General features: G+C 53.0%; 17 protein-coding genes. 8 read left to right on the forward strand and 9 right to left on the reverse strand.

All coding sequences use genetic code 11. The annotated features are described in order from the left end of the window. Positions 1-3 precede the first annotated feature (3 nt). Both CAF73_RS13585 and CAF73_RS13590 read right to left on the reverse strand, forming a co-directional pair. Positions 4-621 (reverse strand): response regulator transcription factor, encoded by a 618-nt coding sequence (locus CAF73_RS13585; RefSeq protein WP_085702949.1) that lies wholly within the window; start codon positions 619-621, stop codon positions 4-6. A 703-nt stretch (positions 622-1,324) separates the two neighbouring features. Then, entirely contained in the window at positions 1,325-2,701 is a 1,377-nt protein-coding gene (locus CAF73_RS13590; RefSeq protein ID WP_085702950.1) for a PLP-dependent aminotransferase family protein, read from the reverse strand. Between the two features lie 133 nt (positions 2,702-2,834). On the opposite strand from CAF73_RS13590, the gene CAF73_RS13595 reads away from it, so the two are divergent. The 5 genes from CAF73_RS13595 (at position 2,835) to CAF73_RS13615 (ending at position 8,340) form a co-directional block, all read left to right on the forward strand. Further along, on the forward strand, positions 2,835-4,121 hold the full coding sequence (locus tag CAF73_RS13595; RefSeq protein ID WP_085702951.1) for a hydroxymethylglutaryl-CoA reductase, degradative: 1,287 nt from the start codon (positions 2,835-2,837) through the stop codon (positions 4,119-4,121). Between the two features lie 2 nt (positions 4,122-4,123). Beyond that, positions 4,124-5,041 carry a hydroxymethylglutaryl-CoA lyase gene (locus CAF73_RS13600; protein ID WP_218191828.1) on the forward strand — a complete coding sequence of 306 codons (918 nt, stop codon included), beginning with the start codon at positions 4,124-4,126 and terminating at the stop codon, positions 5,039-5,041. 89 nt (positions 5,042-5,130) lie between these two features. Continuing rightward, positions 5,131-5,622 carry a hypothetical protein gene (locus CAF73_RS13605; RefSeq protein ID WP_085702952.1) on the forward strand — a complete coding sequence of 164 codons (492 nt, stop codon included), beginning with the start codon at positions 5,131-5,133 and terminating at the stop codon, positions 5,620-5,622. An 11-nt stretch (positions 5,623-5,633) separates the two neighbouring features. Next, on the forward strand, positions 5,634-7,004 hold the full coding sequence (locus CAF73_RS13610) for a tripartite tricarboxylate transporter permease (RefSeq protein ID WP_371918974.1): 1,371 nt from the start codon (positions 5,634-5,636) through the stop codon (positions 7,002-7,004). 94 nt (positions 7,005-7,098) lie between these two features. Beyond that, entirely contained in the window at positions 7,099-8,340 is a 1,242-nt protein-coding gene (locus CAF73_RS13615) for an OprD family porin (RefSeq protein WP_139834835.1), read from the forward strand. 170 nt (positions 8,341-8,510) lie between these two features. Here CAF73_RS13615 and CAF73_RS13620 read toward each other — a convergent pair whose 3' ends face one another. The 5 genes from CAF73_RS13620 to CAF73_RS13640 all read right to left on the reverse strand — a co-directional run bounded on the left by CAF73_RS13620 (position 8,511) and on the right by CAF73_RS13640 (position 14,441). After that, on the reverse strand, positions 8,511-9,578 hold the full coding sequence (locus CAF73_RS13620) for a fimbrial protein (protein WP_176247731.1): 1,068 nt from the start codon (positions 9,576-9,578) through the stop codon (positions 8,511-8,513). A gap of 14 nt (positions 9,579-9,592) precedes the next feature. Then, positions 9,593-12,127, reverse strand: coding sequence for a fimbria/pilus outer membrane usher protein (locus CAF73_RS13625; protein WP_176247732.1), 2,535 nt, complete (start codon positions 12,125-12,127; stop codon positions 9,593-9,595). Beyond that, on the reverse strand, positions 12,105-12,800 hold the full coding sequence (locus CAF73_RS13630; RefSeq protein ID WP_085702956.1) for a molecular chaperone: 696 nt from the start codon (positions 12,798-12,800) through the stop codon (positions 12,105-12,107). The genes CAF73_RS13625 and CAF73_RS13630 overlap by 23 nt, the downstream gene beginning before the upstream one ends. A 52-nt stretch (positions 12,801-12,852) precedes the next feature. Continuing rightward, positions 12,853-13,455, reverse strand: a complete 603-nt coding sequence (locus CAF73_RS13635) for a fimbrial protein (protein ID WP_085702957.1) — start codon at positions 13,453-13,455, stop codon at positions 12,853-12,855. A 113-nt stretch (positions 13,456-13,568) separates the two neighbouring features. Continuing rightward, on the reverse strand, positions 13,569-14,441 hold the full coding sequence (locus tag CAF73_RS13640; RefSeq protein ID WP_085702958.1) for an EAL domain-containing protein: 873 nt from the start codon (positions 14,439-14,441) through the stop codon (positions 13,569-13,571). A gap of 336 nt (positions 14,442-14,777) precedes the next feature. On the opposite strand from CAF73_RS13640, the gene CAF73_RS13645 reads away from it, so the two are divergent. The 3 genes from CAF73_RS13645 to CAF73_RS13655 all read left to right on the forward strand — a co-directional run bounded on the left by CAF73_RS13645 (position 14,778) and on the right by CAF73_RS13655 (position 19,543). Continuing rightward, positions 14,778-15,392, forward strand: a complete 615-nt coding sequence (locus tag CAF73_RS13645; RefSeq protein WP_085703082.1) for a response regulator transcription factor — start codon at positions 14,778-14,780, stop codon at positions 15,390-15,392. Continuing rightward, positions 15,393-19,028, forward strand: coding sequence for a transporter substrate-binding domain-containing protein (locus CAF73_RS13650; RefSeq protein ID WP_085702959.1), 3,636 nt, complete (start codon positions 15,393-15,395; stop codon positions 19,026-19,028). It abuts the gene before it with no gap. A 104-nt stretch (positions 19,029-19,132) separates the two neighbouring features. Continuing rightward, the gene (locus tag CAF73_RS13655; RefSeq protein WP_085702960.1) at positions 19,133-19,543 is read left to right on the forward strand and encodes a hypothetical protein; all 411 of its coding nucleotides are present in this window, start codon (positions 19,133-19,135) and stop codon (positions 19,541-19,543) included. A gap of 25 nt (positions 19,544-19,568) precedes the next feature. Here the strand turns inward: CAF73_RS13655 and CAF73_RS13660 are convergent, their stop codons facing one another. Together CAF73_RS13660 and CAF73_RS13665 are read right to left on the reverse strand one after the other, a co-directional pair. Beyond that, complete coding sequence (locus CAF73_RS13660) at positions 19,569-20,033, reverse strand: GNAT family N-acetyltransferase (protein WP_085703083.1); 465 nt, start codon at positions 20,031-20,033, stop codon at positions 19,569-19,571. Between the two features lie 137 nt (positions 20,034-20,170). Continuing rightward, positions 20,171-20,830, reverse strand: a complete 660-nt coding sequence (locus CAF73_RS13665; protein ID WP_085696175.1) for a carbonic anhydrase — start codon at positions 20,828-20,830, stop codon at positions 20,171-20,173. Positions 20,831-20,849 lie beyond the last annotated feature (19 nt).

The following is a 20,849-nucleotide window of genomic DNA, read 5'->3' on the forward strand; positions in this document are numbered from 1 at the left end:
TGATCAAATGAGGTGATGCCGGCGGGCAATGTCTGCCAGCTCGACTACCGATGCAACACCAAGTTTGCTTTGGATATTGACCTTATGCCCACTGACGGTTTTATTGCTCAAGCTAAGACGGCTGGCGATATCACTATTGGAAAGACCCTCGGCCAGCAACTTGAAAATCTGTAATTCCCTGTCGGTAAGATCTTCGAGATCCGCCGTCGCATCGACACTGCCAAGCAGAGGCATGGCGTCTTTCGGAAAAAAAATGTACCCATCGGCAATAGTCTCGATGGCCTTGACCAGCTTGCTTATAGGTTCGTTTTTACTGACGAAGCCACTGGCCCCGGCTTGCAGGCAGCGTGACGCGTAGTTCTCCTTTGCTTGGGAAGTAAACACCAGCACCCTGGTATCCAGCTTATCCCGCCTGATGCGTTTGAGTACGGTCAAGCCATCAAGCTTTTCCAGACCTATATCCAATATGACAATGTCCGGCGTCAGCGACTCGATCATGCGTATGGCATCTACGCCGTCGGCAGTCTCCCCCACTGACTCGAATCCGATCGGGGCCAAAGCTGAGCGGATCGCGTGGCAAATCAACGGATGATCATCAACGATCAGGACTTTTTTGCTCATGTCGTCACCATAATTTTTAGGACGTGCCTTCTGAACATCTGATGAAAATGCGGGGCTCATAAGCAATATTTTCATCAAATACGTGTGTAACTGGCTAGCTCGGCCGGTCCGTTTTTCTCGCTTTCCGAAAACGGTACAAATCAGCCACGCCTGGTCTTAATGATATCTTCGGATTTGAACCAACACATGCACGCCTGTGGAGCACCATGCATTTCGAGAATATACCCGGCTCAAGACAAGATATTTCTTGTGCCCAATCCTCAACCCGCTACATAGGCTTTTGCTATTTTTTGTAGACGCAGCGATGCAGAGAACTCAAGAGACAGTCGTCGTGACACGTAAGCGGCCACAAAGCGTTCACTGGCACCACTACGTACATTGCAACTACCCGTTAGGAGCGAAAATTTGCGAGGTCTTAAGTCCGCTCGCAGCCCGTAACCTTCGAACTGCGGCACTCAATGTCAATCGAACTTTCCCTTCACTTCAGGTCTTCACGCTTCAGAGCGTTTGGCGTCGTTCCTTTGTCGCTGAGTTCAAAAGCAAGGCCGCAGCTCTCGTGCTCGATGGAAGCTATAGCCATATACAGTCAAGATTCTTATCACTCAGCTTCAGTCGGATTTTCCGAAAGACAGACTCCTAAAGGCATGCTGTTCTCCCAGAGCGTTAAGTAACGGAGTCAACAGCACATTCGATTAGTCTCCGGTCAGCCCAATTCCCGAATGATCTTGCAGAACTCCGGGTCATCAAGGTATGCCACGTTTAGACGGGTCCAGGGCACTACCTTTTTGGGTTGGGTCGAAAAAATCGCCCCGGGCGCTAGCATCACTCCTTGGGCCAGGCAGAGCCGGGTCAGGACATTGGCGTCCTCGATATGCGGAAAACGTGCCCACAGATACAGACTTTGTTCGGGACGGCAAAAAACCTCGGCGCCCAGTTCGTCAAGTAGCGCAAGGCCGCGAGCAGTCGCCTGGCGCAGACGATCCTGCAAGCGCGACAAGTGCCGCAGGAACTGGCCTTCGCTGAGGATCACGTCGATGGTCCGCTCACTGTACTCGGCGCCGCTGTTGTGCAGGATCATCTTGATATCGGCCAATTCTTCTACCCGCTGTTTGCTACCGGCGATAAACCCCACCCGCAGCGCGGCCGACACTGATTTGGAAAAACTGCCCAGGTACAACGTTCGGTTGAGTTGGTCGAGGGCCGATAGCTTGATCGCTGAACTGGGCTTGAAGTCAGCCATGGAGTCGTTTTCCACCAGCAGCAGGTCGTAAGTCTCGGCGATCCGTAGCAACTGATGCGCCTTGGCCGGTGACAGGTCTGAGCCCGTGGGGTTATGGCCGATGGACTGAAGGAAGAACAGTTTGGGTCGATTGGCCTTGAGCAACTGTTCCAGCACCTCCAGATTCGGTCCGTCGGGCTCACGAGGTACACCTAGCATCATCGCGCCCTGAAGTTGCAATTTGCCGAACAGCGGATAGTAACCGGGGTCTTCCACCAATACCGCGTCGCCCGGATTGATGTAGCGGCGGATGATCAGGTCCATGGCATGGTTGGCCCCCAGGGTGGTGACCAGTTGCCGGGGGGAAACCGGAATGTTGTAGTCCGCCAGCTTTTGCACCAGCCGTGCTCGCAGCCCAGCGTTACCCAGGCGCGTGCCGTAGCGGAACAAGGTGTTGACTCCGGCCCGCACCACCTGCCGATGAAATTTGTCCAGACGCATGTCCATGAGCCATTCAACCGGCGGGAAACCCTCCCCCAGAGGCGAATGTCCAGGGTCGCGCAGGAACTGCTGGCGCATCATCCAGATCGTGTCCAGCGCTCGGTTGTAAGGCAGGCTGTCGTCTTCTTCAAGCGTGTGTGCCAGGCGTTTTATCACGAAAAAACCCTGGCCGTGGCGGGCTTCTACCAGCCCCTCGGCGGATAAGTGCTCGTAGGCGGTGATTACGGTGTTTTTCGAATGACCATGCAGGCGCATGTATTCCCGTAGTGATGGCAACTTTTCACCGGCCTTGAACGCGCCGTCGGTGATTTGTTGGGCGATGGCTCCGGCTACTTGTTGCGCGAGGGTCTGGCGCGCCATGGCAAATTTCCTTATGGACTTTTGTAATAGGTACAGTCGCTGAACTGTCTGGGAAAACTGTACCTTCTTTCAAGGCTACAGATGGGGCAATTTGGCGTTATCCAATAACAAACGACTCCCAGAGGAGCCCTTGATGCCTATCGATTCCCGCTTGCCCAACTTTCGCAGCCTTTCTCCCGACCAGCGTCTTGAATACCTCCAGCAACTGTTGGGCCTCAGCGCCGAAGACAGCGACTTGCTTCGCGGCACTGGTGCTCTGCCGCTGGAGATTGCCGATGGCATGATCGAAAACGTGATCGGCACTTTTGAGTTGCCCTACGCCGTAGCCAGTAACTTCCAGATCAACGGGCGCGACGTGGTGATTCCGCTGGTGGTGGAAGAGCCCTCGGTCGTCGCTGCCGCGTCTTTCATGGCCAAGCTGACCCGGCACGCCGGGGGATTCCAGACTTCCAGCAGTGCGCCCCTGATGCGTGCGCAAGTACAGATCGTCGGTATCAGTGACCCGTTAAATGCACGCCTGTGCTTATTGCGTAACAAGGAACAGATCATCGCCCAGGCCAACAGCAAGGACCAATTACTGATCAGTTTGGGCGGCGGTTGCCGTGACATAGAGGTGCACACCTTTGCCGACAGCCCGCGCGGGCCGATGCTGGTAGCCCACCTGATTGTCGATGTCCGCGATGCCATGGGAGCCAACACCGTCAACACCATGGCCGAAGCGGTGGCGCCGCTGATGGAAACCCTGACCGGCGGCAAGGTGCGCCTGCGTATTCTGTCCAACCTTGCGGACCTGCGCCTGGCGCGGGCGCAACTGCGTATCGCCCCGAAGCACCTGGCCACTGCCGAGTACAGCGGCGAAGAGGTCATCGAGGGCATCATCGATGCCTACACCTTTGCGGTCATCGACCCGTACCGTGCAGCGACGCATAACAAGGGCATCATGAACGGCATCGATCCGCTGGTAGTTGCCACCGGCAATGATTGGCGCGCCGTGGAGGCAGGCGCACATGCTTACGCCTGCCGCAACGGTCACTATGGTTCGCTCACCACCTGGGAAAAGGACAGCGCCGGAAACCTGGTCGGCACCCTTGAAATGCCGATGCCGCTGGGGCTCGTGGGCGGAGCGACCAAGACCCACCCACTGGCGCAATTGTCGCTGCGCATTCTTGGTGTGAAAACCGCCCAGGAACTGGGCGAGATCGCGGTTGCAGTGGGCCTGGCGCAAAACCTCGGTGCTCTTCGGGCGTTGGCCACCGAAGGCATTCAGCGCGGGCACATGGCGCTGCATGCACGCAATGTCGCGCTGTCGGCGGGCGCCCGTGGCGAGGAGCTCGATTGGCTGGTCAAGTGCATGGTCGAGAATCGCGACGTACGTGCCGACCGCGCCAAGGCCTTGCTGCTTGAAAAGCGCGGGTTGTAAGCGTGGACGCCGTGCGATTGGTGGAGGTGGGGCCACGTGATGGTTTGCAGAATGAAGTTCGCAGCCTGTCGGTGGACACACGGGTATCGCTCGTGGAGCGATTGGCCGCGGCCGGTTTGCGCACCCTCGAGGTCGGTGCTTTTGTCTCGCCGCGCTGGGTGCCGCAAATGGCGGGTACCGATCAGGTGGTGAGCCGGCTCAGTCAACGACCCGGGGTGACATACACGGCGCTGGTACCCAACCTGCAAGGCCTGGATGCAGCGCTGGCGGTGGGTTGCCAGGAGGTAGCGGTGTTCGCCGCGGCTTCCGAAATGTTTTCTCAGAGGAATATCAATTGTTCTATTGATCAAAGCCTGGCGCGCTTCCGTCCAGTACTGGCCAAGGCCCGGAAGGCGGGTGTCGCGGTTCGGGGCTATGTGTCCTGTATACATGGCTGCCCCTTCAGTGGCGATGTCAGCGTCAGCCAAGTGGTACGGGTGGCGGCGGCACTGTATGAGATGGGCTGTTATGAAATCAGTCTCGGCGACACCATCGGCGTCGGCACACCGCGAGCGACCGCTCGGTTGATAGCCGCCTGTGCCAAAGAGATACCGGTCGATACGCTGGCCGGACATTTCCACGACACATACGGCATGGCCGTGGCGAATGTCCATGCTGCGCTAGAGGCTGGGGTTCGGGTGTTCGACAGTTCAGTATCCGGCCTGGGTGGCTGTCCTTATTCACCAGGGGCGACCGGAAATGTGGCAACCGAAGAACTGGTGTATTTGCTGGAACGCCAAGGCATACAAACCGGTGTCGACCTTGGGCAACTGATCGAAGTGGGCGTGTTCATCGATCGCCAATTGCAGCGCAGCGGTGGATCACGCGTGGCCAAGGCGCTGCTCACCCGTCAGGCGTTGACCAGGTCACACGCGACATGAAGCCGTAGACGGCCGGCATCTGTGGCACGGTCGGCCATGCTTTACCAGCCTCAACAAAAACAACAAGCCCGCAAGGGCCGGAGGGCACCATGAAGCATTCTCTTTCACCGCCTGCAAAGCAACACCTCTACGAGGTATGGGGCGACACTGTCGATAGCCGACACTTGGCAGGTGCCATCGGCATCGGTGCGGTTGTCAGCCTGGGTGCCTACTGCATCGCGCACCACTTGCTGCATCCTATTGTCGAGTCAGCACAGATGGCCAAAACTTACGCCATGCTGGTGGGCGTGTTCGGTTGCCTGTTAGCCGGCGTGATCTGTGCCAGATTATTTGTGCCCAAACGCGATGTGCAGGAGCACGCCGCCGATCCTGCTTTTCGCGAGCAAGTGGTGGTTGATCTGCTCAAGGAATACGGCAGCCTCGGCCGGCTTGAAGACTTGTCCGCCGAAGTGATCGCAGAACTGCGTGAGCTGGGACTGTATGACCTGCTCCGTGAGGCCCAGGCGCGGGAAGAAAATACGCATCGGCTGGCAACCCACAGCATCGACGTTACCTCCAGCCTGAGTGGAGGGCGTGGCTGATGGAAATGCTCATGCATGAAATCATGATGGCGTTTGTTCTGGGCTTGCTGGGCGCCGTGGTTTTTTCCGCGATAGGCCTGGTCTCAGGCACCGACGAAACCTCGACCCTGGCCCCTCTGACGATGTTGGTGGTATTGCTCGGCGCACCGCCTGCCGGGGTCTTGACCTTCTTCCTCGCCGGTGCAGTTGCCAAGCATATGACCCACGCGGTGCCCACAGCCTTGTTGGGAATTCCCGGTGATACAGTGGCCACCGCCTTGCTGGGCGACGCAAACTACTTGCGCAAACTCGGCGTGCCACACATCGCCCTGCGCAAAATGATCACTGGTGGGGCCGTGGCCGCGTTGATCGCGGTGCCACTGTCGGTTCTGTTCGCGGTATTACTGGCGCCTTTTGGTGGGGTGATCAAGCAGTTCGCGCCTTGGGTGTTCCTCTGCGCGGCGCTGGCTATCGCTTACTTCTCGGCGGGTCGCTGGGCCTCCGTACTAGCGCTGATACCGTTTGTCATGGTGATTGTCGCGTTGCAGGTATTGACCGGCCACTACGGGGTGAAGTTGTCAGTAAGTTACTTCCTTGGTATTGCCGTGGCGCCGCTGATCGCTTCGCTGTTTTCCCTGTTGGCACCGGCCGAACGCGAGCGCATGCGCCGTAGTGAATACCGGGTTTTCTCCCTGGCGCCGGACGTCAAGGGCTGGAAAGGTTACTTTCCCAATCCGCTCAAGGTCATCAACCCGCGTCAGATGAAGATCACGGCCATGGCGGCCAGTGTGTCGAGCGCGACCTTCGTGTTCAGCCCGGTAGCAATGACCGTGATCATGGGCGAAGTAATTGGTGCGCGAATCAAGCAGGCATATGACCGCCTGACAACGGTCATCACTGCGCGAAACGGTGTCACTGAGTCTACCTACATCGCCGAAACGCTGATCCCGCTGATCGCCTTCGGGTTGCCCTTGAGTCCGGTGGCTGCTGGCCCTGCAGCGCCGCTGTTCAACGCACCGCCACGCTTTTGGGTGGACAACGCCACCGGCGAAGTCAACAACCTGCACAACCTGCTCAGCACCTTGGATTTTCTTGGTTACGGAATGCTCGCAGTGGTCGTGGCGATTCTCGTGGCCTACCCGTTCACTATGAACTTCGCCCACGGCGCCGCGGCTTTCGTGGTGCGCAATATCAGCCATGAAGCAGTGATCTCGACCTTTATCGGCCTGGTGCTGGTAATTGGCATATGGGAGGGAGGTTTGCTGGGGTTATTGGTGATTGTCACGGTGGGCTTGCTCGGCGGTTTACTTGCGCGCTTCCTGGGCTTCAACACCGGTGTGCAGTTCATGGGGTACTACACGGCGGTCCTTAGCGTTCCGGCGATCATTGCGCTCGTGGGCTAGTTCCGCCCACGTAAAACATCCAAGACGTTTTCCCCGCAGATAGCTGTTTTATCCGCGACGGGAGATTGTTGCCTGCTAAAAAGGAATCACAACAATGAAAATCCTTTCCCGTTCCACCCCTGCCCTGTTGGTTTGCCTGGTTTTGTCCGCCGACGGCCACGCCGAAGGCTTTATTGACGATGCCAAGGCCTCGCTGAACCTGCGCAACTTTTATATCAATCGCAACTTTGTCGATCGCAATTTTTCCCAGGCCAAGGCCGAAGAGTGGACTCAGAGTTCCATCCTCGATGCACGCTCGGGTTTCACCTCGGGCACCGTCGGCTTCGGCCTGGATGTGCTGGGCCTGTATTCGGTGAAACTCGACGGGGGCAAGGGCACTGCCAACACTCAATTGCTGCCGGTACATGATAAAGGTCGCCCGGCGGATGATTTCGGCCGGCTCGGAATGGCATTGAAAGCGAAAATCTCCAGCACCGAATTCAGGGCCGGCGAATGGGCGCCAGTCTTGCCGGTGTTGCGTTCCGACGATGGACGCTCGCTGACCCAGACCTTTCGCGGGGCGCAATTGACGTCTCGCGAACTCAACGGTCTGACCTTGTATGGCGGCCAATTCCGCGCCAACAGTCCACGTAATGACGCAAGCATGGAAGCCATGTTTATGGCTGGCCGTGCGAAGGTAACCTCGGACCGCTTCAACTTCGGCGGCGTCGAATACCAGTTCAACGAGAAAAACACCCAAGCGGGCGTCTGGTATTCGGAGTTGGTCGATATCTACCAGCAACGCTATTTCAACCTGACCCACAGCCAACAGACAGGCAACTGGGTGCTGGGGGCTAACCTGGGTTATTTCACGGGCAAAGAAAACGGTAAGGCCCTGGCCGGAGACCTGGAAAACCGGGCATGGTCGGCCATGCTGTCGGCGAAAATTGGTGCCCACACGTTTTATCTCGGCGGACAACGAATGTTCGGGGATAACGCTTGGATGCGAGTAAACGGCACCGCGGGCACCAGCTTGGCGAACGACAGCTACAACTCCAGTTATGACGCGGCACAAGAGCGCTCCTGGCAGGTGCGTTATGACCATGACTTCGTGGATCTGGGCCTGCCGGGCCTCACATTGATGACCCGCTACATCAGCGGCAGCAACGCCCACGTCGGTGCCGTGAGCGATGGCAAGGAATGGGGCCGTGAATCGGAACTGGCGTATGTTGTGCAAAGTGGATTGGCCAAGAACCTCAGTGTGCGGTGGCGCAACTCCACCTTGCGCAGGGATTACAGCTCCCTGGAGTTCGATGAAAACCGTTTGATTGTCAGCTATCCACTGTCGTTACTGTAGGAGCCGGTTTTCGGAGCCTCATTTTAGTAGGTCAACTAATTCCGAACACATCAATAGGTTGTTTTGACGCGATTGCTTAAATGCTCCTTCATTGAAAAGTTCAGTGATTGGAGTCCGGTTATTTTGTCAAATCGGGACTTTTTCAGGATTTCTCCAGAGCATGTGGTCACCTATTGGTAAGTAATATTGACGGTCGCAGATGCCTTTAGGGGGCCGACAGTCACTTTGTCCGGCGCAAACGGAAAGTAGAACGCACCCAGTGAGACGCTAAAGAGATCGGGGCTATAACTACCGGGTTGCAATCTGTGAATCGAAGTCGCTCGTCCGCGTACCATGGGTGATCGTGAAAATATCACGGGCGCCGATGGGTTGTTTGCAGCAACCAGCATGATTCCGACTCCTTGCGCTGCAAGGGGGCGTTGATCAACTAGATAAGTATCCCGAGTACCGAGGTCAGTGCTAGAGAGAAAGATGTCAACCATGCGGTCCGAAAACCCATTCCCCCGGAGGTTGTCGCAGCTAAAGTTCAAATTAAATGGAGTATAGCCAGGCCGCGAACCCGCGGTAACGCTTGAGATACCGACCTCCGGAAGACTGACGGTAAGCCCGGGGTTGTCCAACTTGCAAGTGGTATAGGTGGGCGTGTAGATCAATGCCAAGTTCTGGGTGAACATATTTCTTTTCCAATCGGGCGCCCCGGCCACCAAGTAGTACGCCGAGCTGAAAATTGAACCAAGCCATTCAAGCCAACCCATGCCTGAGTCGTCGACGACATTTACGAAATTTTTGAGCAGCGCCACGCTACTGAAAAATTTTGTCTCGTCAGGTCCAGTCCCGTTTTCCAAGGTAAATCGCATCGTAATGGCCGTATTCACCTCGGCGCCTCGATGTGAACCCGATTTCATGGGTATGGATTCCGGTATCGAGATTATTTCTACCCGGACCCAATAGGCGCCATTGTGAAATCCGATTAATACCCCGCCGGATTTTTTAAGAGCAGATTGATACTTCAGCTGTTCGCCTCCAGAGCAACTAAACGGCCGATTTATAAAGTTGGTATAGACTGTCGTCGTCCACGTTGGGGAAATATCCTTTTTCAAGCGCTCCGAAAGATCCAGCACAATATCAGGGCCTCGGGATGTAATATCGTCATAGCACGTTGCATTGGCGGCATAGTTAAAAATAAGGCTCAATAGCAAAATGGCAAAAAACAATTTGATTATTGACCAAGCAGACATCAGTACGTCTCCACTCATCGACACGAAACGGACGCTCGAGGGGCGAGTACATCCGGCAGGTTTATAGCGCAGGCACTGTCATGCATACGCACAGTTAGTTGTGATGGTCGTTCGTCATAATTTATGTATAACGTACTGGCTTGACCAACATAGCCGATAGAGTTCCCGGCCTGATCCAGCACCTCGGCGCCGAAGGGCAACGGGGAACCATTAACATGTAAAGCGCGAAAATTCAGCGCCTGACGCAAGTCAGTTTTGAATGTGACCTTTGCCACTGCGTCGGCAAACGGCACGCTGTGAGCAACATTGCCTATGACCCTCCCACCCGAGGCATTAGCCCCTTCGGACAGCATGATTGAATTTGTGCGGTACGGGCTTGCGTAAGGCACAAGCGCGTAACCATCTTCATCGGTAATGACACTGGCATCACCATTGACAACCATTCCCTTTGCCTTGGGAGCTTCGACAACTAACATCGTATTGCCCATGTCATTGGATGCCAGAATTTTTCCTGGAATCATGACCACCGTGCCGCGTGCGTCCACGCCAAACTGTCGGTAATCGGATGCTTCACCGAGGGTTCCCCCGATGGTGACGTTGTTGGCGCGGTAAGTGCTGCCCACACTGATGGCACGGTTCTCAGGGTCGTGACTCGCCGCCACACTATAACTAAGCCGTTGAGATTGCAGGGCACTACCGCTGACACTCGTATTGCTTTGCGAATAACGTGAGTCGTCAAATGAAACGCTACTGGCGATGGTTGCACGATTGGAGAACATCTCGAATGGAATAGTAAAACCAATATACGACCGCGTCTGCTTATGCCCATGTGAATCACGAACCTTGTTGACGGACAGACTAACCGATACCTGGTTGAACGATTTTGAAAAGCCGAACTGGTACTCCCGACTTTTTTTGTTGGAGCCCCAGTAATCTCGTTGCACGCCTGCGAAATATACAGAACCCAATTCGCCGGGGAGGCGTTGACTAATATTGAGGCTGAAATTGTTACGCGGCCGTGCACCGGTTAACGAATCCCAGGTCTTCATGTCAATCACAGATGTGTCTTCGGTCTGATGTATGTCAAATCGATTCTGGTATTTTTTTCGATTTTTGCTGAAATTGTTTTCTTTCGCATAAATGGCATCATCAAACGTATAGAAATTTGCGCTTGAGTACCGAAAAGCGCCTAGCGTGAAATTTGTGGCCGTGGCATCGAGAAGTTTACTGTAAGTGATTCGAACACTCTGCCCGTTGAACTGTTGTTCTTTTAGCTCCGTGCGTGCATGTGTAACGTCCAGCGACAGAGCACCCACCGGCAAATTAAAGGCGCCACCGACCAAGTAGGCTTGATATTCGGAACTCACTGTACTTCCGAGGTAACCCGTCGCGCGATTATCAAGCCCTCGTTGCCAGGTAGCCTGAAAAAAATCCGGGGTATAGTTCGTATTAGGTTGTACTGCTGAGCCCAATGTTAAAGCGTATTTACTGACACCAGCTTTCAGCATGCTTGGAACAGACGAAAAAGGTATTGTGAATGACGTGACCTCTCCGCTAGCCTCTTGAACAATTACTGTGAGATCCCCCGCCGAACCGGTATGCGGTAACGCATCAATCACGAAGGGACCTGGCGGTACGTTTTCCTGATAGATGATGCTGCCGTTCTGCTTCACTATCACCAGTGCATTGGTTCTGGCGGTTCCTCGGACCACTGGAGAAAATGCTTGCATTGAATTAGGAAGCATGTTGATGTCCGAAAACAAACCGACGCCTTTGGTTTTAACAGATTCAAATAATTCCCCGCCGGAATAAAACTCACCGACTCTTACCACGGACTTCAGTGACGCAATATTATTTTGCGCATAACGGAGATTGGACTGGTACTGGACCCGCTCGTCGGACCGCTTACTTGCCGAGCCAAACTCTCTAAACTGCCACCCGCCGATATTTACACCTAGATTCAGGCCTGAGTAAAAGTCATTGGTGGCGACATTTGTACTCTGGGCTTCCAGCCGGTTATAAACAGCATTGTAGCCAAGGATCAATGCCGACAGTCCAGGATCCCAAAACTGCGGATCAATGTAGCTTTCATCAGTACGTCGTACATAGGCCTGAGGGACACTCACGCGAAGGCTCTGTGTACTGATATCCAAGACAAAAGTAGCGCCCTCGGAAATGTACTGGACCGGAATCCAATCATCGGAATCCGCAGCGGGTGGTGCCCAAGAGGTTTGGAGCCCCAGTTCTGAAATAGCGGCTGAAGCGATTTTAACATCCTCTCGTGTGCTACCAAGCAGCACCTTATATCGGCCTTTCCATTGATCGTTTACATAAACATCCAATGTATGTCGGCCAGCAGGCAGCTCAACATTGCTCAAAAATCTGGAAAGATCTGATTCTTTCGACCTGCCGGCCAGAAGCGAAGTGTCAAACAACTCCGCGCGCGCGTCATGCATCACCGTTGAGACGTTCAGTAGCACGCTAAAACAAGCGAAAGTCTTTATTGTTTCTATGTAAGAAATCGATTTAGCGCAATGTGACCACTTCATCTCGGTATGCACCCAAGTCGTCAACATAAGTCAAAATATATTGAGTACCAGGCTCAAGTTTATTCTTGCCTGGTATGTCCAACGAAGCATAAGGAGCGATCATGTTGGACCCCGCGATTTCAACGCTCGAGTTTTTTTCCGCAATTCGCACAATCGTCAAGTGATAGGCGTTATCATTGAAAACAGACACACCCGTGCTGTGCGCCATAATTCTGATGTTTTCACTACTGAAGTCAGGGCGGGACTTCAAAGTGCTCGGGCGATAAAAAAGTTTGACACGCGTTCTAAGTGCTAATTGCAGCGTATTTTGCCCTTGCAAGTGCTCCGGAAATGCAGGTATTTCCAAAATATTTAAATAAAATACACTTTCACGATCGCCAGATACCGGTTGGTCAGTTTTTTCGATCCTGAGTTGCTGGCCGCCGTGGCCGAGCACTTTGACGATGGGAGGTGATAACAAAAACGGTACTTGTGCTGTTTCGGGCGTAGAGTTGACATCTCCATCATCAATCCATGCCTGAACCAAAGAAGCGTCCGCCCCAGTGCTCGTCAGTTGTACGGCTTCAAACCCCTTACTTTCATGATAAATAATTCGTGTACCATTCAAAATTATGTTTGCTTGGGCATAAGCCGAGCCCAAGGCTAAACACCCCAATATCAGTAACTTAAACATCGCATGCCTCAAACCAGGCCTGCTGTAGCGGCCTGGATCTTCGAAGGACGTATCAGAGATACGAAATGGTATATATCAAACTAGAGCTTATTGCTCCTACCTTTGCAGCAGCCGTGTTTGTCTTGTAATAGTAAGCGTCGAACACAAGGGTGTCTGAATCGGGCGATTTCTTTGCGCCGATAATCCCGGTATTAAACGGCGTGTTCAGTTGCACAGGTGTTTGCGTTCCAGGTAAGCCCAGAGAAAAGCCAACGTTTTTGGCAACCGCGGCGTCACTCTCGTTAACCGAGGTATTCAGCAGATATTTTCCATCGGTGGAGATATTATCCGCTGACGAAAAGTACATCATCAGTGGCGTGGTCGGTGCAGCTGGCGTAGTCGCGGAACTGCTGGCCGCATTACAGCCCGAAAAGGTCATTGAAAATGACTTCTTGTTCTTCAAAATTGGACCTACAGTCGTCCCAGCCTCTGCCACCGTTATAGGTGCAAGTGCGACAGTGAAGTCGGCACTCTTGCCACCATTGATTGTGCAAGTGGTGTCGGTGATCATGCCGTTAAAAGAGATCACGCCACCTGACACGTTTGTGGCAGCTACGGAGTGGACACTAGCAATAACAGCCGATACGGCCGCGAACGTTTTAATGTATTGTTTCATAAGATTTCCAATTGCATTAATAGATTTTAGGAAGCCATGACTGTCGTGCGATTAATTTTGATTTATTCGCGCTTGGTAACAAGGCGATTAAAAATAACCTCTGCACATTCCTCTCAAAACAACCGAGTACGGGCGCTGGAGACGCCCCTTCCGAATTTACCGCAATATTCAACAAATACTTCCGAAGGCATAGAGCGTGCAAAGAAGAAGCCTTGTGCATATTGCACACCGAGCTGAATCAAACGCTGACATTGCGTGGCAGTTTCGACGCCCTCTACCACCATTGACATGCTCAGCTTCTCTGTAAGCGCAAGTGCGAAGGAGATGATCGCCTCAACCTGAAAATCATCCGGAACTCTTTGGACAAATGCCCGATCGAGCTTCACCTCGGTAAACGGCAATACGATAAGTCTCTCCAGCGTTGAGTACCCTGAGCCAAAATCGTCCAATGACAATCCACATCCTGCACGTCTTAAATGCAACGCATTTTCGTAAGCGGCGGAACTACCGGGGAGCGTCGCGGACTCCAAAATTTCAAAAACAATGCTGTTGTGCCTTACGTTATTTCTTTCTATTTCTTCAATTAACCTCTCTACCAAATTTTTGTTCGCGAGTTGCACTGGATGTAAATTCAGTGAAAGAGGCACTAGAGCATCCATTTGCGTCAGCTGTCTCTGAAGTGCCAACCCCTGTTTGAATAATACCCACAGCAGTGAGTCGATCAGCCCGTGCTGCACCATCGCTGGGATAAACTCCCCTGCTGGTAAAACTCCCCTGACAGGATGGTTCCACCGCGCCAACAACTCGCCGCCTGCGACCTGTCGATCAAGCAGATGAATCTTGGGTTGTATAAAGGCTTTAAATTCCTGTGACTCCAAACCTCGTTTGATATCAGCCACAAGATGTAGCTGAGAGTGGGCAGTGCTTGCTGCTGCAGCTCTGACTCCAGATTCGCTTTCGAGGTATGTTGGGAATTGACGCTTCACGGTATTTCAAATCCCTATATAGAAGGAGTGGTTAAGTCGTGATGGCGGCACTGTAAGCAGGATCAGCTGTGGTATCTGTAGGAAATTTCCCAAGTGGCGAATCGTGGAGAATGCGGCGATCTATTTCTTTTCATGCCAGCATCGTTGCTAGCCAGCATCCTGGAACGCGGGGACAGTCCACAGACAAGCTAGATCGCACACCACAGAGGGAGGCTGGCGAGACGTAAGAAATTTCCTACATTACCGCCGCTCATATCTGACCTATCCTTGATCTGCTCATGGTGACAGCCTGAGCTATTCAAGGTTTGGTGTTACAGAGGTGTCGATGTGAAAGCGATGATTGTGGACGATCACCCTATTATCCGTGTGGGTGTACGGATGCTCTTGAAGGAAGAAAATTTTGATATTGTCGCTGAAACCGGCGATGGTGCTGAGGCGGTACAGATGGTACGCACGCATGCCCCGCAGTTACTGATACTGGACATCGCAATGCCAATGCTCGATGGCTTGGAGGTTCTGACGCGTATAGGTACTTATGGGCTGACGACCAAGGTTTTGATCTTTACGTCTCAAGAGCCAAACTTTTTCGCTCGCCGTTGCATGCAAGCCGGTGCCGCCGGGTATGTGTGTAAAACCGGCGACTTTGCGGAGCTGCGCAGAGCCGTCAGAGCCATCATGAGTGGCTATCCTTTTTTCCCCGAGTTGCCAACAAGCTCGGTGTGCCGTACGGACACAGAGAAATCCGAACAGTTGATGATCCAGAATCTCTCGAACCGTGAGCTCGCTATTTTGCAGCAATTAGCTCGTGGCTTTAGCAATAAAGAAATCGGCGAGGCTATGCTCTTGAGCAACAAGACAGTTAGTACGTATAAGACACGACTTGCCGAAAAACTCCAAGTACGCTCGGTGGTTTATCTTGCCGACTTCGCCAAACGAAATAACCTCATATAAATGAAGTACAGGACAGAATTGCTTTGCGTCTTGGCGATTTGGAGCTTGACATTGGTTTCATTTGCGGCGAGCGCCGCGATCGAGTCGTTACCGCTGAACGGGCGATCGCACATGGTGCCACTCAGCCAGTCCGAAAATTTTCTCAATAAGGACTGGTTACAGCAGAAAAAAACTATCACATTTGGTACCTCCCTTGCGGGCGCCCCTCCTTTGGAAATCAGAACGTTAAAAGGTGAGTACAGCGGAATTACCGCCGATTACCTTGAACTGATTGCCGACGCGCTGGGTGTGGAGATTCGCGTCCGGCGATATGTTGATGAGGCGTCGGCGGAAACCGCGTTACTTAATGGTGAGGTCGACATGTTGGGCCCCCGGGGGCTGACACGCGCTTCCACGGAGTCCTTTATTGAATCGTCCCCTTATTGGGTGGATCCCAGTGTGATCGTGACTCGACAGAAGACTCCCCCTCTCAACTCTTCGCAGCGGGTGCTTCATTTATCTGCGGTGACGTCTTCTATTGGACTGGCGGCTCTGCACAAGGCATACCCTAACGTTACGATCACAAATTACCCGAGTTCCCTGGAAGCAATCGCTGCTGTTAAATTCGAGTTGGTAGATGGCTTTGTGGGTGGCGCACTGGATGCGACGCATGTGATCAATGCCAACTTTTTTTCTGGCTTGTATTTAAGCCCTATTGAAGAGGTCTCGAGCACAATACGCTTCAGATTTCGCCGATCCGATCAACATCTTCAGCGCGCGGTCAACCTGGTATTGTCGGCTGTTAATCAAGAGAAGCAAGCAGGCATCATACAGCGCTGGACTGGTACCACGATCAACACCTCCCCCCTCTCTGAGTTGAAACTGACACCCGCCGAGCGCCACTGGATCACTGAAAACTCTCCGGTCAAAATTGGTCTTGTCACCGATTACCCGCCTATCTCCTTTCACGATCAAAACTATGCTTACCGAGGTATAGCTGCTGATGTCTTTGAATACATAAGCGAAGTTACAGGTTTACATTTTAGAATCGTAGAGTGCGCCTCGGGAAAAGAGGTCAGAACGAAGCTCGCGAATGGCGAGGTTGATGTCGTACTTAATTTGTCCGGTATCCGGCCCGATGCTGAGATCGTTTATACCCGTTCGTTTCTCTCGACTCCGAGAGTTCTGATCTCGCGGGCGTCGGGTACGTTGATCACACAAATTTCTGATCTGGCGGGACGTCGCGTCGCTTTCGACACTACCAATCTCGAATTTGTGGATTATCTGAGGCGGGAATATCCAGACATAATACAGGTGCCCTCCGATGGCATTTATACATCGCTCCACTTACTCAAAACAGGCCAAGTGGATGCCAGCATCGGGAATTTTGCAACGGCCAAGTATGCTCTTGCGAAAGATCAGAAGGATGAGTTGCGCATCGCCAATGTCGTGGATGGCAAATTTTCTCACTTCGCATTGGGGACACGTCCTGAGAATAAGCTTTTATATTCTATTCTCGACGCTGCGGTCGCATCGCTCAATCCGGAACAGTTGAGAGCGTTGGCCAGCCGTTGGGGCGGTGATGTGGCTATCGATAAAACCGAGCTGGTTGCTGCACGCAGTGTCTATTACCGATGGATTGTGTCGGCCGTTCTTCTTCTCGCGGTCGCCATCGTCTGGATCCTGTACCTTCGGCATCTCATCAACCAGAGAGTCATCGCTGAAAAGGCGCTGCGAGATCAAATGAAGTTCATGGAGACTCTTATCAATAGTCTCCCCCATCCCATGTATGTGAGAGATCAAGCTGCACGTTTGATCACCTGCAATCAACGTTATCTGGCAGAAACAGGATTATCATCGAGCGACGTAACCGGGACGCTCCTGACCGACTACTCATTCATACCGCCAGAGTATGCAAATGTCTTTCAAAAAAGATACCTGCATGTGATGGAGACGGGCGAACAATACTCGGAAGACATGAAGCTCTATCTTCCTGGAGATCGTTCGATTACCGCCTTCCATTGGGTTGTTCCCTACCAGGATGATGATGGCGTGATCAAAGGTGTAATTGGCGGGTGGGTGGATATCACAGAGCGTGAAGCGTTGCTATTAAAACTCATAGAAGCAAAACATGAGGCCGATAGCGCCAGTCAAGCCAAAACAAAATTTGTAGCAACCATAAGCCATGAAATCAGGACGCCGATGAACGCTGTCGTGGGTATGTTGGAACTTGCCATGATCAAAGCCCGGCAGGGTGTTCTTGATCGCCTGGCGATCGAGGTCGCTTACGACTCCTCGAAAAACCTTGTGGGTATCATCGGGAATACATTAGACATCATACGCGTCGAGTCGGGACATCTGACACTCGCACCTGAGCGTGTGGCGTTGAAGGATCTTATCATTTCGACCACGCGCGTTTTTCACAGTCTCGCTCGACAGAAAGGGCTCAGTATTGACGTCAAGGTTGATGCGTTGGCTGAATGCGAGGTGTTTATCGATCCACTTCGTTTCAAACAGATACTTTCCAATTTGCTGAGTAATGCGATCAAGTTCACCTCGCAGGGTAATGTCACCGTCGATGTCAGCGCGCATCGATGGAGTACCAGCCACTTGGCGTTAAACGTCTGTGTCCGCGACACCGGCGTGGGAATTAAGGCCGAAGATATACCAAAGCTGTTTACGCCTTTTAGCCAAGTAGGTACTGATAGCGCTTCACTTTCGGTTGGGTCAGGATTGGGATTGAATATCAGCAAGGCGTTGTCTTCGATGATGGGTGGTACCTTGAATCTTCGTAGTGTCTTTGGAAAAGGTACGGAGGTCGAGTTAACGCTTAATGTGGAATTTGCACCGCCCGAGCTCCGTAACGCGGTCAGCATTCTCGAAATGCCGATGAGTCGCGAACTGAAGATCCTGGTGGTGGATGATCATCCGGCCAATCGCTTGTTGCTGACCCAACAACTCATCTATCTCGGCCATCAGGTGGCCGATGAAGTTGATGGTATCAGTGGATTCCGTGCCTGGAATGCAGGCGGGTTCGACGTCGTGTTCACTGACTGCAATATGCCCATTCTGAACGGCTACGACCTGGCCAAAAAAATCCGTCACGTGGAGAAAACGTCAGCTAGAGCCCCTTGCCTTATCTTAGGCTTTACCGCAAATGCTCAGGCGCGTGAAGTGGAAATGTGCAAAGCAGCAGGAATGGATGACTGTTTGTTCAAACCTGTCAGTCTGGATGATTTGGCAAAACGCCTGCAACACCTGGCAACGCCGGTCGATGCACGTGACTCAGAAAGCGAATCTTCGCAACAACAGACGAGCTTTAACATTGCCAACCTGACACAACTCGCAAGTCACGATGCCGAGCTCATGACTAAATTGCTACACGACATCATCCGCGAGAGCGAGGAAGATTTACGGCATATTCTCAGGTTGTTCGCCTTGGACGACCATATAGGCTTATATGACTTGGCCCACCGCGTGAAGGGGGTAGCAAGAATCATAATGGCTAACCGCGTGATAAACGCCTGTGATCAATTGCAACTTGCCTGTTCAGGACCCGATAGTACGGAGTTTGCGAAAGTCGTTGATGAACTGTATCAGTCCGTTGAGAACCTGCTCAGCGATTTGAATAACTTTCTGGCCTCGACGGATTCGTGAGCCCAGAGCATATTCGAGAATATACCCGGCCCCAGACAAGATTTTTCTTGTGCACAACCCTCAATCAATTGCATAGGCTTTTGCGATTTTTTGGAGACGTAGCGATGCAGAGAACTCAAGAGAGAGTCGTCGTGATAGGAAAGCGTTTTGGCGAGATGCTGGAGTTCACACGCTTGCTTAACCGCCTGGGGATTTTCAACATTACGCTTCGTAGCACTGCGAAAGAGGTTGTAGAACTGCTCGAAGCTGGAGATCGATTCGAAACGTTGATCTTCGACAATTTTGAAGTTCGCAGGGACAGCGATTGCCTGAAATCCCTTGCTTGGTATCGCGCGATAAACCTGATCATTCTCACCTCGGATGTGAACTTTCAGGAGCGCCGTCACCTTGCCGAGTGGGCCAAAAAACGCTCACTACCCTCACTTCGTATATTGCAACTACCCGTCCGAGGCGAAGATTTGCAAAGGATCATAAATCCGACCCCAGCCGGAAACCTTCGCGCTACAGCACTCTAGGTTCTAAGTCGGTCGAACTCACCTTTCACTTCAGCTCTTTACGCATCAGCGCATTCGGCAACGACACACCGCGGGTGACCGAGAGTTTTCTCTCCACTACATGAAAACCGTGACGCTCAAAGAAGATCTCAGCGGTGCGACTGACGTCTGAAGTGAGTTCTCGAATTCCCAGCGTATCCGCTTCGTCAAGGATACGACTCATGAGAAGAGTGCCGATGCCTTGACCAGCATGGGCACCGGAAACAAAAAAATGGTCGATGTAACCATTGGACTGAATATCGGCATAGCCCACTATTTCGCCATTGTGTTCAGCGACAAACGGATTGATTGTTCGCATCCGTGTCGTCCAGTACTGCGGGTCTATGTCTTCTGGTGCCCAAGCATCAATCTGGTTTTGAGTGTAATCACCCGCTGCGAGTTGATGAATACTCGAGAAGAAGACACGAAACAACGCGGCCTCATCTCCTGGCGAGAAACGGCGAATTTTCATAAGCATCCATGAGGTTCAGTCAAAGGGAAAAGCCAGGCTACAGGCTGTACCAAGGAAACGCCGGCAGTTTCTTCATCTCGGGCCTGGTACTGCTTGACCAGGACGAAGACATCTCCGTCCTGGCTCGTCCGCCGCCGTTACAACTGACCCACGTTGCGCGCAGCAACGGCAACTGTGGTCGGTGAATCGGAAAGTTTGACGAAACGCCGAGTGGCGCCATCCAGCGCATCGATGCAACCTGCCTCGATGTCATAGACCCAGCCATGCAGATTCAAACTCCCCTGCTCGAGCGCGAGCGCCACCGATGGATGAGTGCGCAGGTTCGCCAATTGTGCAATCACGTTTTCGCGAACGAGGCCATCGAGCTTGTCACGTGGCGTATCGAATTCATGTGCGGCGTTGATCGCTTTCGCCGCATCCGAGTGACGAAGCCAGTTGGCAACGGCCGGAAGATGATCCAGACAGGTGCAGCGTGAAATCGCGCCCATCGCCCCGCAATCCGAATGGCCGCAAATCACGATGTCCTTTACGCCGAGCACGGCGACCGCATATTCGACAGTGGCCGAAACCCCACCCGGTTCAGGTCCGTACGACGGCACGATGTTGCCGGCGTTGCGGATCACGAATAGCTCGCCCGGTTCGCGCTGTGTGAGGAGTTCAGGCACTACACGACTGTCCGAGCACGTGACGAACAGCGCCTTGGGGTTCTGTTCTGTCGCGAGCTGCTTGAAAAGCTCGACGCGCTGTGGATACACCTCGCGCTGAAAACGCAGAAAGCCATCAATAATGTCACGCATAGAATCCTCCAAATCAAAC

This window comes from Pseudomonas sp. B15(2017) (assembly GCF_002113215.1).
GTDB lineage: Bacteria > Pseudomonadota > Gammaproteobacteria > Pseudomonadales > Pseudomonadaceae > Aquipseudomonas.